Source organism: Vibrio marisflavi CECT 7928 (genome assembly GCF_921294215.1).
Classification (GTDB): domain Bacteria; phylum Pseudomonadota; class Gammaproteobacteria; order Enterobacterales; family Vibrionaceae; genus Vibrio; species Vibrio marisflavi.
Genome location: NZ_CAKLDM010000002.1, coordinates 2,811,321 through 2,826,602 on the forward strand (window position 1 = coordinate 2,811,321; position 15,282 = coordinate 2,826,602).

General features: G+C 42.8%; 18 protein-coding genes. 14 read left to right on the top strand and 4 right to left on the bottom strand.

The features are described 5' to 3' along the window. Positions 1-117 precede the first annotated feature (117 nt). Entirely contained in the window at positions 118-894 is a 777-nt protein-coding gene (locus L7A31_RS19695) for a class I SAM-dependent methyltransferase (protein ID WP_237363444.1), read from the top strand. A 101-nt stretch (positions 895-995) separates the two neighbouring features. Further along, on the top strand, positions 996-1,502 hold the full coding sequence (locus L7A31_RS19700) for a hypothetical protein (RefSeq protein ID WP_237363445.1): 507 nt from the start codon (positions 996-998) through the stop codon (positions 1,500-1,502). Between the two features lie 31 nt (positions 1,503-1,533). On the opposite strand, the gene uspA is transcribed toward L7A31_RS19700, so the two are convergent. After that, positions 1,534-1,962: a universal stress protein UspA gene (gene uspA, locus L7A31_RS19705; protein WP_237363446.1), complete on the bottom strand. Its 429-nt coding sequence runs from the start codon at positions 1,960-1,962 to the stop codon at positions 1,534-1,536. A gap of 160 nt (positions 1,963-2,122) precedes the next feature. Between uspA and ftnA the strand changes: the two genes are divergently transcribed. The 3 genes from ftnA to L7A31_RS19720 all read left to right on the top strand — a co-directional run bounded on the left by ftnA (position 2,123) and on the right by L7A31_RS19720 (position 4,332). After that, the gene (gene ftnA, locus L7A31_RS19710) at positions 2,123-2,653 is read left to right on the top strand and encodes a non-heme ferritin (protein ID WP_237363447.1); all 531 of its coding nucleotides are present in this window, start codon (positions 2,123-2,125) and stop codon (positions 2,651-2,653) included. Positions 2,654-2,721: 68 nt separating this feature from the next. Next, positions 2,722-3,045: a universal stress protein UspB gene (gene uspB, locus L7A31_RS19715; protein WP_237363448.1), complete on the top strand. Its 324-nt coding sequence runs from the start codon at positions 2,722-2,724 to the stop codon at positions 3,043-3,045. A gap of 99 nt (positions 3,046-3,144) precedes the next feature. Beyond that, positions 3,145-4,332 carry a BaiN/RdsA family NAD(P)/FAD-dependent oxidoreductase gene (locus tag L7A31_RS19720; protein ID WP_237363449.1) on the top strand — a complete coding sequence of 396 codons (1,188 nt, stop codon included), beginning with the start codon at positions 3,145-3,147 and terminating at the stop codon, positions 4,330-4,332. Positions 4,333-4,428: 96 nt separating this feature from the next. Here the strand turns inward: L7A31_RS19720 and L7A31_RS19725 are convergent, their stop codons facing one another. Further along, positions 4,429-4,761, bottom strand: a complete 333-nt coding sequence (locus L7A31_RS19725; RefSeq protein ID WP_237363450.1) for a hypothetical protein — start codon at positions 4,759-4,761, stop codon at positions 4,429-4,431. 324 nt (positions 4,762-5,085) lie between these two features. On the opposite strand from L7A31_RS19725, the gene L7A31_RS19730 reads away from it, so the two are divergent. Beyond that, a complete protein-coding gene (locus tag L7A31_RS19730; protein ID WP_237363451.1) occupies positions 5,086-5,910 on the top strand; it encodes an HDOD domain-containing protein in 825 nt (274 codons plus the stop codon). Positions 5,911-5,923: 13 nt separating this feature from the next. Here the strand turns inward: L7A31_RS19730 and L7A31_RS19735 are convergent, their stop codons facing one another. Then, positions 5,924-6,838, bottom strand: a complete 915-nt coding sequence (locus L7A31_RS19735) for a DMT family transporter (protein ID WP_237363452.1) — start codon at positions 6,836-6,838, stop codon at positions 5,924-5,926. A 215-nt stretch (positions 6,839-7,053) separates the two neighbouring features. Here L7A31_RS19735 and rmuC point away from each other — a divergent pair, with 215 nt between their 5' ends. The 7 genes from rmuC (at position 7,054) to tatC (ending at position 13,271) form a co-directional block, all read left to right on the top strand. Beyond that, complete coding sequence (gene rmuC / locus L7A31_RS19740; RefSeq protein ID WP_237363453.1) at positions 7,054-8,535, top strand: DNA recombination protein RmuC; 1,482 nt, start codon at positions 7,054-7,056, stop codon at positions 8,533-8,535. Positions 8,536-8,710: 175 nt separating this feature from the next. Beyond that, entirely contained in the window at positions 8,711-9,493 is a 783-nt protein-coding gene (gene ubiE, locus L7A31_RS19745; protein ID WP_237363454.1) for a bifunctional demethylmenaquinone methyltransferase/2-methoxy-6-polyprenyl-1,4-benzoquinol methylase UbiE, read from the top strand. Positions 9,494-9,506: 13 nt separating this feature from the next. Continuing rightward, positions 9,507-10,115 (top strand): ubiquinone biosynthesis accessory factor UbiJ, encoded by a 609-nt coding sequence (locus L7A31_RS19750; RefSeq protein WP_237363455.1) that lies wholly within the window; start codon positions 9,507-9,509, stop codon positions 10,113-10,115. Then, positions 10,112-11,746 carry a ubiquinone biosynthesis regulatory protein kinase UbiB gene (gene ubiB / locus L7A31_RS19755; RefSeq protein WP_237363456.1) on the top strand — a complete coding sequence of 545 codons (1,635 nt, stop codon included), beginning with the start codon at positions 10,112-10,114 and terminating at the stop codon, positions 11,744-11,746. Before L7A31_RS19750 ends, ubiB begins: the two co-directional genes overlap by 4 nt. Positions 11,747-11,792: 46 nt before the next feature. Next, positions 11,793-12,053, top strand: a complete 261-nt coding sequence (gene tatA, locus L7A31_RS19760; protein ID WP_237363457.1) for a Sec-independent protein translocase subunit TatA — start codon at positions 11,793-11,795, stop codon at positions 12,051-12,053. Between the two features lie 2 nt (positions 12,054-12,055). After that, positions 12,056-12,445: a Sec-independent protein translocase protein TatB gene (gene tatB, locus L7A31_RS19765; RefSeq protein ID WP_237363458.1), complete on the top strand. Its 390-nt coding sequence runs from the start codon at positions 12,056-12,058 to the stop codon at positions 12,443-12,445. Positions 12,446-12,506: 61 nt separating this feature from the next. After that, a complete protein-coding gene (tatC, locus tag L7A31_RS19770; protein WP_237363459.1) occupies positions 12,507-13,271 on the top strand; it encodes a twin-arginine translocase subunit TatC in 765 nt (254 codons plus the stop codon). A gap of 48 nt (positions 13,272-13,319) precedes the next feature. On the opposite strand, the gene L7A31_RS19775 is transcribed toward tatC, so the two are convergent. Beyond that, complete coding sequence (locus L7A31_RS19775; protein WP_237363611.1) at positions 13,320-14,084, bottom strand: TatD family hydrolase; 765 nt, start codon at positions 14,082-14,084, stop codon at positions 13,320-13,322. A gap of 143 nt (positions 14,085-14,227) precedes the next feature. Between L7A31_RS19775 and hemB the strand changes: the two genes are divergently transcribed. Then, positions 14,228-15,250, top strand: a complete 1,023-nt coding sequence (hemB, locus tag L7A31_RS19780) for a porphobilinogen synthase (protein ID WP_237363460.1) — start codon at positions 14,228-14,230, stop codon at positions 15,248-15,250. Positions 15,251-15,282 lie beyond the last annotated feature (32 nt).

Below are 15,282 nucleotides of genomic sequence, written 5' to 3' on the forward strand. Positions count from 1 at the left end.
GGATCTTTGCAGACGAGTTGCTAGATTTATAAATCTATAAACACGCGCAAAATTAGTATAAAACTAAGAATTTAGTTAAAATTTGCCCAGACCAAATAACAGCAATTGGAGTAGCAGTTGCGTATAAAACTCATACCAAACCCTAGCAGGCGGGACTATTTAGGTGAAACGGTCGCGCAGTTCGGCTTAATTGCAGACAACGATGCTTTGTTTGCATTAGTCGACACCGGTGATCGAATAGAGCTAAGAAAACAGGATGAGCCTAAACTGGGGCCCATATACGTTGATTTTGCGGGTGGCGCAGTTGCCCACAGGCGTAAGTTTGGTGGTGGAAAAGGGCAGGATATTGCTAAGGCCGTTGGTATAAGCAAAGGTGCCTGCCCTACGATTCTTGATGGCACAGCAGGTTTAGGTAGAGACTCCTTCATATTTGCTAGCTTAGGATCATCCGTACAAATGGTAGAAAGGCACCCTGTTGTGGCTGCTCTTCTGTCTGATGGATTGGAGCGAGCGAAACGAGATAAGGAAATAGGCAGTTGGGTATCGGAGCGAATGAGTTTTACCTATTCTCCTAGCCAGTCTGCTTTATCTGCTGGTGAAGAAGGCGAGTTATCATTTAGGCCTGATGTGGTTTATTTGGATCCGATGTATCCGCATCCTGAAGGAAAGAAAGCAACGGCGTTAGTGAAAAAAGAAATGCGCGTTTTTCAGAGCCTCGTTGGTGGGGATAACGATGCTGATGGTTTGCTTGATCCAGCTTTGCAAATGGCAAAAAAACGGGTAGTGGTTAAGCGCCCAAATTACGCTCCTTGGTTATCAGATCGAAAACCAAGTATGTCTATAAGCATGAAAAAGAATCGATTTGATGTTTATGTTCTAGCATCAATGATTTGACCCACATCTTTAAGAATGAAAATGATTTAAGTGTTGCGTGCGAAATGCTAGCAATGTATACCTAATTGCGAATCATTTTTATTCTTGTCTGGAGTTGTGGCATGGCAAAACGTTTTTGTAAGATGAATCGCCAAGAGATAGCGAGCAGTCTTGGTTATATTCATCAACTTGTTTCGGTCCCAAAATACATTTGTCAGTCCTGTGTGCGTACGTCGTCATACAAAGGATCACTATGTAAGCCCAGCTTAATCCCACAGTCTGAGACAAAACCGCAAGCCCTCCAAGATCAGGACAAATCAGTAGCAGTAGCAACTGTTCATAGTGTTAGTGTTGAAAAGCCAAAAAATGAGAGTGAGCGTTCACTATCAAACAGTAGTATTCGAGTATTAGACAGTGTGGACAAAGGCAAATCCAAATCCAAAAAACTTAAAAAGAAACTATCTAAGCAAAAGAAGCAGTGTAAGAAGTTAAAAAAACTGCTTAAGAAACAGAGTAAGCTACAGGCAAAGCACGCTAAACTACAAAGCAAAATCTATCGATTAGACGGCCAGTTAACCACGACCTCAACGCAAGCTAAAGCAATTATTGAAGCACCGTTAGTACATTAACGGTGCCTCACTTTAACGGCCGGTTGTACTTTTATTGCTCTTTTAGTGGTACAACCAACATATCAACTGGCGAGCAATTGATGAGCTGGCGTGTTGAAGATAAGAACTTACTCCAAAAGTCTTGGTGGTGGCCGCAAACCAGTAAATCAACTTTAAATTCACTGATGGTGTCACACAGCTCATTGCCCAAGTCACCACTTCCTACCAAAGTATGTTTGATCGGATACTGTGCATTGTCGGCAATTTTCTGCAAAAACTTCTGTGAAGACTCCATCGTCTGATGTTGAGTTTCAGCTAAGTTAATATCAATTAGCCCGGTGTAGACCTCTGCGTAATTCACATCAATGTGAATAAAAGAAAGTTCAGCTTGTAAAGGTTTTGCAAGTGCTACGGCTTTCTTTACCAGGAAGTCGCTTTCTTCTGATAGATCGACTGCAACTAAAATATGCTTGTAGCTCATTGTCACTTCCTCTTCTTAATCACTGTTTTAAAGACTAACATCACAAACAAATCATTTTTGTCGTTGTGATCTCAGTTACACATTCGGTATGCAAGATGATATCTTTGCCAAAACGTAGACTGGCTAAACGCCTAGGCAAAAAAATAATAGGAGACTTTTTATGCTGTCTAGTGAAATGGTTGAACAATTAAATGAGCAAATTAATCTCGAATTTTTCTCATCCAATCTATACTTACAAATGAGTGCTTGGTGTGAGGACAAAGGTTTTGATGGTGCGGCGGAGTTTCTTCGTGAGCATGCAGTAGAAGAAATGCAGCACATGCAGCGTTTATTTACGTACGTGAGTGAAACAGGCGCGATGCCAATTTTAGGAGCAATTGACGCGCCGCAACATGAGTTTGCAAGCTTAGGTGAAGTGTTCCGTTTAACTTATGAACATGAACAAATGATCACTGAAAGAATCAACAAACTTGCTCACGTAGCCTTTACTTCACAAGACTACTCGACGTTCAACTTCCTGCAGTGGTATGTCGCAGAGCAGCACGAAGAAGAGAAGTTGTTTAAAGGGATTTTAGACAAGCTAGAACTTGTAGGGGAAGATGGTAAGGCGTTGTTCTTTATCGATAAAGATCTAGCAACTATGGCGAAAGAAGGTTCATCTTCTATTATGGATGCCCAAGCTAGTGCATAGCTAAAAAGATAATTTTCTCTGATTGTCTTTTTCTTCAGGGCTCCATTTGGGGATGTAGGGAGGAAAAGATGATCAGTGGAGACACTATTCTATTTGCGCTTACGCTTGTTACTGTCATCAATGTAGCAAGGTATCTCACCGCGTTGCGCTCACTTATTTACATAATGCGCGAAGCTCACCCACTTTTATACCAACAAGTAGATGGCGGTGGTTTCTTTACCACGCACGGTAACGTATCTAAGCAAGTTCGCTTATATCATTACCTCAAAACCAAAGAATATCATCATCACCACGACCATTTATTTACCGGCAAGTGTGACCGTGTGCGTGAGCTATTTGTCCTTTCGGCTGTATTGCTGGTGGTAACTTTAGCCGTTGCTGTGATTGTTTAGTTGGATATTTGTCAGTAACCCCATTTGTGGTTAAACTGGCGACATTGGCAAGGATGTGCATTCGCACATCCTTTTTTGTTGCATCAATAAGAGATAGATATGAGCAAGAAATTTGATGTTGTCATCATTGGCGCTGGTGCTGCTGGACTTATGTGTGCCGCTGAAGCAGGTAAACGCGGTCGAAAAGTATTGCTTGTAGATCATGCCAAAAAGCCAGGACGCAAAATTCTTATCTCAGGTGGTGGTCGATGTAACTTCACCAACTACGATGTTTCCGCATCTAACTATCTTTGCTCGAATCCTCATTTCGTAAAATCGGCATTGTCTCAATATACTAATTGGGACTTCATTTCGTTAGTGAGCAAATACCAAATCGATTTTGAGGAGCGGGATCATGGGCAGTTATTTTGTCTTGATTCGGCAAAAGACATTGTTTCTATGTTGCTAAGCGAGTGTGATTTACCCACTGTCGAGCAGCGTTATCAGGTTGACGTGCATGATATAAAGCAACTGCCACAAGGCTTTGAACTGCAATTGGGTACTGACCATGTTCAGTGTGACTCGTTAGTTATAGCGACAGGTGGCTTATCGATGCCGAAATTGGGTGCAACACCATTTGGCTACAAAGTAGCGGAGCAGTTCGGCCTACAAGTTGTGTCAACTGTGGCTGGCCTTGTACCTTTCACCCTACATACGCAAGATAAGCAGGACTTCTCAGAGCTTTCAGGTATCGCAATCCCAGCTGAAATTACGGCAGAGGATGGCACAGTCTTCAAGGAAGCGCTGCTTTTCACCCATAGAGGGTTATCAGGACCTGCGGTATTGCAAATCTCATCTTTTTGGACGCCGGGGCAGAAAGTTGCAATAAATTTGCTTCCAGACACTGATATCGAGGAGCTTTTAACTCGCTCTAAAGAAAAACATCCAAACCAAACTTTGAAAACGACTTTGTCTAAGGTTCTTCCTAAGCGCTTTATTGACGTACTTGTAGAACGAAAAGAGCTAGTCGATAAACCTTTGAAGCAGTTCAACCCTAAAGAGTTGGAAGCGGTACAAACACATCTAGAAAATTGGCAAATAGTACCAAATGGTACTGAGGGCTATCGAACGGCTGAGGTGACTTTAGGTGGCGTCAATACCGATCATATTTCATCCAAAACGATGGAGTGCAAAACAGTATCTGGTCTGTACTTTGTTGGTGAAGTGATGGATGTAACAGGTTGGCTTGGAGGGTTTAATTTTCAGTGGGCTTGGTCTAGCGGATTTGTTGCGGGCCAGTGGGTTTAAATGTATCGAAACGTCTTACAATTGATCCACTGAGATTCAGTATGAATGACTCAAACGCCCGTCGAAGGGCGTTTTTCAGGTTTAGAGGCGATAAGGTTAGTTATCGTTGGCATCTGCTGCAAAGGTATATTGCGTACTAGCTGTCTGACCATTTGCCCCTTTCACCTGTAGCGTGTATGTCTTGTTACCATGCGATATGTTTGAGATATACGCTACGCCATCGCTATTGGTTGTATAAGTTTCTAGTGTATTTTGGTTTGCGACAGTTATTTGTGTGTTTGCCATTGCTTTGCCGTTATTTAAAGCCGTAACGCTAGTGAATGCTCCCATATCAGTTTCTTGTAGCTGTATGTGGTCTGTACCTGCGGCAAAAGCGCATGTAGAGAAGATTGCAGAGAGAGCGATGGTAGGCAGTAGTGTAGTTTTCATAATAGTTTCCTCTTAACTTTTTGAAGGCTGAAATCGGTTTATCTTTGTTGTTCGCCGTTGAGAGCAAATGTATCGATTCCGGTTTCTGGTCAACACAGCAGATGAGGAAAAATGATTTCGAGTTTGTGCAAAAGTGGCCAAGCTCGAGTTGCCAATAAAGCGAAATATTTATCGTCTTAACTCCTCTTGTTTCATTACATTGTTATTCAAATAATATCGCTACAAAACTCAAATTCTTGGAGTGAATTTTTTCTATTCTTACTTCGAGAGAGCCAAACATGTCCTATATTAAATGGGTAAATAATTATAATAAGGACCCTCGACATGAGCCATGATGCGCTGATTTCCAGAATCAACGAATTACCCAGAATTGAAAGTGTTCTTCAAGAGTTGCTTGAAATGGTGAATCGTGAAAATATTGATTTTGGTGCTCTCTCTCGAAAGATGTCCATGGATCAAGTGTTGAGTGCCCGTGTGTTGCGCATGGCCAACTCTGCGTACTTTGGTGGCGTGAAGGGTGTATCAACGATCAACGATGCGATTATTCGTATTGGCGTTGGTGCTATTCGTACTTTGGTTTCTTCGTCAATCCTATCGTCTACATTCCCACAGCTAGAAACTTTAAACCTAAAAGACTACTGGTCGAACACATTTGAAGTATCAATTATCGCCAGCACGATCGCCAAAACTATTCGGTTGGATCCAAACGAAACTTTTACCACGGGAGTATTACATAACATTGGTGAGCTGATGATACACACGTTGGTTCCCGAGAAGGCGATTGAAATCGAAAATAGAGTCAATAGTGGTGAAAGCAGAACTCGAGTTCAGAGAGAAGTGCTGGATACCGACTCTCAGGAGCTGGGAGCCGAATTAGCGAAGAGTTGGAAATTCCCAGCAGAGATGGTTGAAGCCATTGCAAACGTCAATCATCCAGGCAAAGCGGATGGCTCAAAAAAGCTCGCTTGTGTTCTGTTTTTAGCGAGAGATGTTCACAGCAAGTGGGATTCAATGTTAGATGTCGATGAGAAAAGTGAATATCTCGTCAACCACCCCGCCTCAAAAGCACTGAAACTATCACACGATTTAGTCGGTAGTATTGACAGCGTTCGTGGGCAGGGTAGTGAGCTGGCCTATCAGCTCTTCTAGCTCATCGATAGGCTTATTTGACTTTCTGGCATGTAGTTACTTTTCGTCTTTTGCCAAACTTGATCTGCTGAATGGCTAATCCTATTACGATCAACACCAAACCAACCAATGTAGAAGGGTGAATATATTCGCCGATGATGGTTGCCAGCAAGATCAGTGAGATAAAAGGAGATGCAAAGATCAGGTTACTGATCCGTGAGGTGTTTTGTGTAAGCTTCAATGCTGTTAGCCACAAAACAAAAGTCACCCCCATTTCAAACAGCCCGACATAAGACACCGCCAACCATCCTTTCATCGATATGTGCGACCATTGCAGGCCTTCATAAAAGCAGAGCCCGAGTGCAATTGGGATTGCGACTAAGAAGCCTAAAAGGACGCTGACTATCGGGTCTGATGTATTTTTTGTATTCAGTATCCAGTAACTAGCCCAAAGCAGTGTTGATAGCAAGGCGAGTCCTACTCCTAGTGGGCTTTCAAACTTGAGTCCAAGGAGATTGCCTTCTGTTGCAATGACTAGCACGCCAATGTAGCTAAACGTACAAGCAATCCAATCTTGCTTACGAATAGATTGGCCAAGAAATAAAGCGGCCATCAACGTAAGCGTAATAGCCCAACTGTAATTGATGGCTTGTGCTTGTGCCGCAGGAAGTAAGTCGTATGCCTTGAAGAGAATTAAATAGTAGGCCAGCGGGTTAATGAGGCCCAATAATATGTAATACAGCGGGTTGGAGATAAACGTTGGAACGATAAGACGAAGTTTACCCTGAATGGCGCATATCGTAATTAGAGCAATCGCTGACACGATACTGGCGGCCGTCAACATTTGTAATGGTGTTAATTGCTCAAGCGTTATTTTAAAAGCCGTGGCCACTGTAGACCAAAGTAATACAGCAGCTAAGCCAAAACCTATAGCACGACGTTCGTTCATTGCATTCATCCCTATAAAGCATGCACGTGTTGGAGTACCCAATAGCCAATATGTGCTTTGGGCAGCGATACATTATTATTGATGTTATTCGTTGTCTAACAGAGTAGTCAGACTATTCGCCAGTCTATATGCAGCTTGTCTAAGCTACAAACTGGACATTTATCCAGTATGGAAATACCATTTAAGTGTCAGTGATTAATAGAGTTAGTTGAGCTATGCAGTGGATTTTTCAATATCAGGATGCTTTGTTGTCTGCCATAGGCAGCTCTATCGTTGTCGGTTTTGCAACAAGCTGGTGGGTAAAGCAAAAAAATGCCGTTCGAATGGCGCAACTGACGCAACAGCTCGAATCTATTGATCAACTGCATCAAACAAAAACTGAGCATCTAGAAAAAGAGTTATCTGGTGCACAGCAGGAGCTGGCAGAGTTAGACAATGCAAGAGATCAAGCTGCATATGAATTAAAACAGGCGCAAAGTAAGCTCATTGTTGCCGCAGAAAAGCTGCGCCAGCTTGAAGTTATCAAGCAAGAGAAAGCTAAGTTATCTCAAGATCTAGAGCGTATCCGACATTCAAAAAACCAGCTCGAAGTTCAGTATAGAGAGCAACAAGCCCGCCATGAGCAGCAGCGTCAATCCAATCAAGAAAAGCTTCAGTTGCTTGAATCGGCTGAAACTCGCCTTAAACAGCAGTTCGAGCAGCTAGCTCAGCAAGTCTTTGAAGAGAAGAGTGCCAAAGTAGATCAGCAAAACAAACAGAGCTTGGAAGGTTTACTGTCTCCACTGAAACAGCAGCTGGAAGGGTTTAAGAAACAGGTAAACGATAGCTTTCACCAGGAAGCGAAAGAACGTCACACATTAGTCCATGAGCTGAAAAACTTACAACGCCTCAATGAGCAGATGGCAAAAGAAGCCTTGAATCTGACTAACGCATTAAAAGGCGATAATAAGCAACAAGGCAATTGGGGTGAAGTGATACTCGCCAAGGTGCTTGAAGAGTCAGGGCTGAGAAACGGCCATGAGTACCAAACGCAAGTGAGCCTGCAAAGTGAATCTGGTAAGCGCTATCAGCCTGATGTTGTAGTTAACTTACCGAACAATAAACAAGTGGTGATTGACTCAAAAGTCACCTTAGTTGCGTATGAGCGCTATTACAATGCCAGCGATGATATGGAAAGGGATCGAGCGCTTACCCAGCACCTAACGTCGTTGAGAGCGCATATAAAAGGCCTAGGACAAAAAGATTACCACCAGCTTAGAGGTATCGAGTGCTTAGACTATGTGTTGTTGTTTGTACCGATTGAACCTGCTTTCCAAGTAGCAATTCAAGCGGACCCAAGTCTTGTTAAAGAGGCGATGGAGCAGAACATTATTTTAGTGAGCCCCACGACGTTGCTTGTCGCACTGCGCACCATTGACAACTTGTGGCGCAATGAACGTAAAAATCAAAATGCTCAGGTTATTGCCGATCGTGCCAGCAAACTTTATGACAAACTAAGGCTGTTTGTTGATGATATGGAGGTACTGGGCAGCTCGTTGGATAAAGCCAATCAAAGCTATCAAGGCGCGATGAATAAACTGGTAACAGGGCGAGGCAATGTAATTCGCCAAGCAGAGAGTTTCACCGAGCTAGGCGTGCAAGTGAAGAAGCCCATATCCCCTAAACTCACAGTGAATGCAAAATCAGACGCAGAGTAAATAGCCTCTGAGTGATCGGTTTTGGCTAATTATTGGTATATCAGTAAGCCTACTTTAGATTTATTCATCACAATTGCTACCACTTAAGCCTGTGTATAAAGTAAACTAGCGGGCAGAAAGTGTGAAGATACGCAATTATTGCGCGTAGCAGAAAGTGACCAAGGTAACAGAAAGTATGAGCGATACTAATGCGCAACTGAGTGTAGAGACAAAACCAAGTGAAACAACTCACTTTGGTTATGAAACCGTAGCCAAGGAACAAAAGGTAGAAAAAGTTGCCGAAGTATTCCACTCAGTAGCAACCAAATATGACGTAATGAATGACTTAATGTCGGTTGGTGTTCATCGTATTTGGAAGCGATTCACGATTGACTGCAGTGGTGCAAAGCCGGGACAACGTATTCTTGATCTTGGTGGTGGCACTGGCGATTTAACCGCAAAGTTTTCTCGAATTGTTGGCGAAAAAGGCCATGTAATCTTAGCTGACATCAACAATTCAATGTTGAATGTTGGCCGCGACAAACTTCGCGATATCGGTATTGTTGGTAATGTTCACTATGTACAAGCTAACGCAGAAGAGTTGCCATTCCCAGATGACTATTTTGATTGTATTACCATTAGCTTTTGTTTAAGAAATGTCACCGATAAAGATAAAGCACTTGCTTCAATGTTCCGTGTTCTGAAACCGGGCGGTCGCTTGCTTGTTTTAGAATTCTCTAAGCCAGCTTCCAAGTCTTTGTCCAAAATTTACGATGCTTATTCTTTCCATATTTTGCCAAAAATGGGCAAGCTTATCGCAAATGATTCCGAGAGCTATCGTTACTTGGCAGAGTCTATTCGCATGCACCCAGATCAAGATACTTTAGAAGGTATGATGAAGAACGTTGGGTTTGAACAAACCAGCTATTACAATCTTACTGGCGGTATTGTAGCCTTGCATCGTGGTTACAAGTTCTAAGGGAGTATGCTGCATGCCTATTAAACAATTTGCTACAGCTGTTATCGAAACCTCTTTAAATGTCATGATTAAAGATGATCCAGACTTGGGTCGTCGATTATCTCGCTTAAAAGGCAACGCCATTCAGGTTTTGGTGAGAGAGCTAGATATGACTTTGACCTTTGTGTTGAGTCAACAGCAAATTGATGTACTGAGTCAGTATGAAGGCCAGCCTGATTGCTATTTGTCTTTCAAGCTTACCGATTTGTCTGAACTGCGTGAGCAAGCCAATATCACTAAGCTAATTAAGCAAGACAAGCTGGTGCTTGAAGGTGATGCGCAGTTAGCGCAAAAGTTTGCTCAGTTGATTACAGATTGCAAACCTGACATTGAGGAGTGGTTATCTCGCATTACTGGTGATGTAGTCGCTCATACTGTTGTGCAAGGTGCAAAAGACTTCGGTAGTTTGTTGCAAACCAAAGCGGCAAAGCATCAAAATCATATTTCCCAAGTACTCACAGAAGAGTGGAAGGTTTTCCCTGGAGCTCTAGAAGTGGCACATTTTTGCGATCAAGTAGATGAAGTCACAAGTTTATCTGCAACTATCGAATCTAGACTCAGCAAACTATCGGAGCAAGTATGACACCTGCTGAACTTAAGCGTTTATATCGAATTATCAAAGTTCAGTTGGAATACGGTTTAGATGAGCTTCTTCCCAATCACCAATTAACCAAGGCACCACTGCTTTTTCGTAAATCCCTGTTTTGGATTAAGAATAAGCACCCTAATAAACCACTAGGTGAGCGGCTTCGCTTAGCATTGCAAGAACTTGGGCCTGTATGGATCAAGTTTGGTCAAATGATGTCTACTCGACGAGACTTGTTCCCAGACCATATCGCCGATCAGCTGGCGATGCTACAGGACAAAGTTTCCCCTTTTGATGGCCTACTAGCGAAAAAGCAGATAGAGCAAGCTCTAGGAGGTGCACTAGAAACTTGGTTCGATAATTTTTCAATTGAGCCTCTGGCATCGGCCTCTATTGCTCAAGTGCATACCGCGAACTTGAAGGAAACGGGCCAAGAAATCGTTATTAAAGTCATTCGTCCAGATATCCAGCCTGTTATTGATGCTGACATCAAGCTGATGTATCGACTAGCTAAGATAGTAGCGAAGACTTTACCTGAAGCTCGCAGGCTCAAGCCCGTTGAAGTAGTTCGTGAATATGAGAAGACGCTGATAGGTGAACTCGATTTGCGTCGCGAGGCGGCAAATGCCATTCAACTTAGGCGCAACTTTGAAAACAGCGAAGAGTTGTATGTGCCAGAAATTATCACGGATTTTAGTAATAAGACAGTGATGGTCTCTGAGCGTATTTACGGTATCCAAGTTTCCGACATTACTGGGCTAGAAAACAACGGCACCAATATGAAGCTGCTGGCCGAACGTGGTGTGCGAGTGTTCTTTACTCAGGTTTTTCGTGATAGTTTTTTCCATGCTGACATGCATCCGGGAAATGTGTTTGTTGAATACGAACATCCTGAAAACCCGCGTTGGATAGGCCTTGATTGTGGAATTGTTGGTACTCTAAATAGCGAAGATAAACGTTATTTAGCTGAAAACTTTTTGGCCTTCTTTAATCGCGATTATCGCCGTGTAGCCGAGCTACACGTTGAGTCGGAGTGGGTTCCACGTGAAACGAACATTGATGAGTTTGAATTTGCTATTCGTATCGTCTGTGAGCCAATTTTTGCTAAACCATTATGCGAGATCTCGTTTGGGCATGTTTTACTGAACCTGTTCAATACCGCCCGCCAATTCAATATGGAAGTGCAGCCTCAACTTGTGCTGCTGCAAAAGACCCTGCTTTACATTGAAGGTTTGGGTAGGCAGCTATACCCTCAACTTGACCTTTGGGCGACAGCAAAGCCCTTCTTAGAAGAGTGGATGTCAAATCAAGTTGGGCCAAAAGCAGTGTTAAACTCGGTGAAAGACAGAGCACCATTTTGGGCGGAGAAATTACCAGAATTACCAGAATTGCTCTATGACAGCTTGAAGCAAGGTAAGTTGATGAATCAAAGATTAGAGAATTTGTTTGATGGTTATCGTCAGACCAAACGCTCTATCGCTCTTGGCAATTTTTTGTTTGGAGCAGGTGCAACATCAATCATATGTTCAGCTATATTGATCGAGCGTATGGAAGGCCATCTTTCCTTGGTACTAGGTGCATTGGGCATCACATTTTGGCTACTAAGCTGGAGATTTTATCGCAAATAGAAGTTAGTCTACTTGCAGAATTTTTGTGATCCATGAGGGAAAAAAAATGGGCGGAATTAGCATTTGGCAACTTCTAATTATTGCGTTGATCGTCGTGTTACTGTTTGGAACAAAAAAATTGCGCGGCATAGGAACAGACTTAGGTGGCGCAATTAAAGGGTTCAAAAAAGCCATCAGTGAAGAAGATTCAGCGGCGGCGAAAAAAGATGAAAAAGCCGACGCAGATTTTGAAACCAAGAATATCGATCAACAGAAAACGACCTCAGAAGAGTCTGTTGAAGCCAAAAAAGATAAAGAGCAGGCTTAAACGTGTTTGATATCGGTTTTTGGGAACTGGTAGTTATTTTTGTTGTTGGCTTAGTTGTTCTCGGCCCAGAACGCCTTCCACAGGCTATTCGAAGTGTCTCTAAATTTATCAGTACCGCTAAAAGTATGGCGAATGGTGTAAAAGAAGAGATATCGAAAGAGCTAAAAGTTCAGGAATTGCACGAGAACTTACGAAAAGCAGAAAAAAACGGTATGGAAGGTCTTTCCTCTGATCTCAAGTCATCAGTGGAGGAGCTGAAAGAAGCCGCACGATCTGTACAACGGCCATACGCAAAGAAAACCGCTTCCCAAGCTAAGCAAGAAGACAAGAACACCTCTTCAGCGCCTAGTGAATCATCTGACACACCGATAGATCAACATAAAGCTGAGTAATTTTAAACGAGGAGGAGCAACGGACTTGGTGCTTCCTTCTTAGCTTTATTGAGTAGTTCATATGTCTTCTATGGAACAATCCCAGCCTTTAATGAGCCATCTATTGGAATTGCGTAATCGACTGCTGCGTTCACTGTTAGCAGTCATTGTCGTTTTCTTGGGCTTAGTTTACTTTTCAAATGACATCTACAATTTTGTTTCAGCACCTTTAGTCGAAAGGCTACCGCAAGGTGCGACTATGATTGCAACAGATGTTGCATCACCTTTATTTACACCACTAAAACTGACTTTAGTTGTCTCGGTGTTTGTTTCGGTGCCGGTCATCCTTTACCAAGTGTGGGCTTTTGTTGCCCCCGGTCTGTATAAACATGAACGTCGCTTAATCATGCCACTGCTGTTTTCAAGTTCACTACTGTTTTATGCAGGAGTTGCATTTGCTTACTATGTGGTATTTCCACTGGTTTTTAGCTTCTTTACAGCGATTTCGTTGGGTGGTGTGGAATACGCTACTGACATAGCCAGCTATCTGGATTTTGTGCTCGCACTGTTTATGGCGTTTGGCATTGCATTTGAAGTGCCCGTTGCCATTATTTTGCTGTGCTGGACAGGTGCGACCACGCCGAAAACATTAAGTGAGAAACGCCCTTATATTATTGTGGGCGCGTTTGTGGTTGGTATGCTTCTGACGCCGCCCGATCTCATCTCACAGACGTTACTTGCTGTACCTATGTGGTTTCTGTTTGAGGTTGGTTTGTTCTTCTCTCGCTTCTATGTACGCAAGAGTGATGAAGACACAGAAGAGTCAGTGAGCTCCGACGGTAAATAGTCGATGTGTGTTGAAAGGGTTAGCAAGTGCTAACCCTTTTTTCTATGTTTAATCTAATTGGAAAAGTGTTTTGGCATTGTGCGTTGTGAGTTGGTCAACGTCTTCAATGCTGATGCCTCTTAGCTCGGCAACTCTATGGGCGACAAGTTGGGTGTAAGCAGGTTCATTGCGCTTGCCACGGTGAGGAACAGGTGCAAGGTAAGGGCAGTCTGTCTCCAAAATGACAAAATTCATATCAAGATCTGGAATGACTTTATCCATACCACCGTTTTTGAATGTCGATACGCCACCAAGTCCTACATGAAAACCTAAGTCGTTGATCGCTTTTGCTTGGTCGACGCTACCACCAAAACAGTGGAATACTCCTTTTAGTGAACCATCTTGTTCCTTGCTTAGCAAAGCGAGTGTTTCGTCCATGGAGTCACGAGTATGGATAACGACTGGAAGCTTTTTCTCTTTGGCCCAGCTAAGCTGAGTAGTAAATGCCCATTCCTGTTCTTTTCGGAATGTTTTATCCCAGTATAAATCGATGCCAATTTCACCTACGGCAATAAAATTATGTTTGTCGAACCAAGAATGTATTGTTTCTAGCGTCTCTTTTACGTCTGCGCTTACGTAGCAAGGGTGCAGCCCCATCATTGAACGGCAAACATTTGGGTATGCTGATTCAGTATTCAGCATAGGTTCGATCGACTCTACATCGATATTCGGTAGTAAGATTTTATCGATGCCTTGGTCAAGTGCTCTTTGCACAACAACGTCGCGGTCTTGGTCGAACTCGCTAGCATATATATGAGCGTGGGTATCAATCATAATGGTTAAGTAGTCGTCACTATCGGTTTTGCCACAAGTATACGGTAGTCTGGTGATGAGATCATTTTTAGTAAATAGCACCAATCAACAAGGGAACAGTGATATGATTTCGCTTGTCCCAACTATCTGACAAGGAGACAAGTGTGTCCGTATCCATCCTAGGTCAATTTCCACAACGCCGTATGCGTCGTACTCGTAATAACGATTTTAGCCGTCGATTGGTTGCAGAGAATCAGTTGTCGGTAAATGACTTAATTTATCCAATGTTCATTCTTATGGGGAAGGATCGCCGAGAGACGGTTGAATCTATGCCTGGCATTGAAAGGTTATCGATAGATCTAATGCTTGAAGAGGCTTTGCGTCTGGCCAATTTAGGTGTACCTGCCATTGCGCTATTCCCTGTTGTTAATCAGGATGCAAAGAGCTTATGTGCTTCTGAAGCGTATAACCCAGAAGGTTTAGTGCAACGCGCTGTACGACAGCTAAAAGAGCATATTCCGCAAATTGGTGTGATTACTGATGTAGCGTTAGATCCTTTTACTACACATGGACAAGATGGAATCATCGATGAAGACGGTTATGTATTGAATGATGAAACCACAGAAGTCCTGATTAAACAGGCTGTTTCTCATGCTGAAGCAGGAGCAGATGTTGTTGCGCCATCAGATATGATGGATGGAAGAATTGGCAAGATCCGTAATGCTCTTGAAGAAGCAGGGCACATCAACACGCAAATCATGGCTTACTCCGCTAAATATGCTTCGAATTACTACGGGCCATTCCGTGATGCCGTTGGTTCAAGTAGTAACTTAAAAGGTGGTAATAAGAAAAACTACCAAATGGATCCAGCCAATGCTGACGAAGCGCTTCATGAAGTGGCTATGGATGTAAATGAAGGCGCGGATATGGTGATGGTTAAACCAGGCATGCCATACCTAGATGTTGTACGAAGAGTAAAAACAGAGCTGCAAGTACCGACATTTGCTTATCAGGTTTCGGGTGAGTATGCGATGCATAAAGCTGCGATAGACAATGGTTGGTTAAAAGAAAAAGAAACAGTTTTAGAGTCTTTATTGTGCTTTAAACGAGCTGGTGCAGATGGCATTTTGACATACTTTGCTAAAGATGTTGCTCAATGGCTGGCAAGCGAAGACAGCACAGATTAGAAATAGTGTCAGCAACTGGAGTAAATCTAAAT

Bases quoted from the DNA above. Each gene is read 5' to 3' on its own strand.
- L7A31_RS19700 (WP_237363445.1), top strand. From the start codon at position 996: ATGGCAAAACGTTTTTGTAAGATGAATCGCCAAGAGATAGCGAGCAGT.
- uspA (WP_237363446.1), bottom strand. From the start codon at position 1,962: ATGAGCTACAAGCATATTTTAGTTGCAGTCGATCTATCAGAAGAAAGC.
- ftnA (WP_237363447.1), top strand. From the start codon at position 2,123: ATGCTGTCTAGTGAAATGGTTGAACAATTAAATGAGCAAATTAATCTC.
- uspB (WP_237363448.1), top strand. From the start codon at position 2,722: ATGATCAGTGGAGACACTATTCTATTTGCGCTTACGCTTGTTACTGTC.
- L7A31_RS19720 (WP_237363449.1), top strand. From the start codon at position 3,145: ATGAGCAAGAAATTTGATGTTGTCATCATTGGCGCTGGTGCTGCTGGA.
- L7A31_RS19725 (WP_237363450.1), bottom strand. From the start codon at position 4,761: ATGAAAACTACACTACTGCCTACCATCGCTCTCTCTGCAATCTTCTCT.
- L7A31_RS19730 (WP_237363451.1), top strand. From the start codon at position 5,086: ATGAGCCATGATGCGCTGATTTCCAGAATCAACGAATTACCCAGAATT.
- L7A31_RS19735 (WP_237363452.1), bottom strand. From the start codon at position 6,838: ATGAACGAACGTCGTGCTATAGGTTTTGGCTTAGCTGCTGTATTACTT.
- rmuC (WP_237363453.1), top strand. From the start codon at position 7,054: ATGCAGTGGATTTTTCAATATCAGGATGCTTTGTTGTCTGCCATAGGC.
- ubiE (WP_237363454.1), top strand. From the start codon at position 8,711: ATGAGCGATACTAATGCGCAACTGAGTGTAGAGACAAAACCAAGTGAA.
- L7A31_RS19750 (WP_237363455.1), top strand. From the start codon at position 9,507: ATGCCTATTAAACAATTTGCTACAGCTGTTATCGAAACCTCTTTAAAT.
- ubiB (WP_237363456.1), top strand. From the start codon at position 10,112: ATGACACCTGCTGAACTTAAGCGTTTATATCGAATTATCAAAGTTCAG.
- tatA (WP_237363457.1), top strand. From the start codon at position 11,793: ATGGGCGGAATTAGCATTTGGCAACTTCTAATTATTGCGTTGATCGTC.
- tatC (WP_237363459.1), top strand. From the start codon at position 12,507: ATGTCTTCTATGGAACAATCCCAGCCTTTAATGAGCCATCTATTGGAA.
- L7A31_RS19775 (WP_237363611.1), bottom strand. From the start codon at position 14,084: ATGATTGATACCCACGCTCATATATATGCTAGCGAGTTCGACCAAGAC.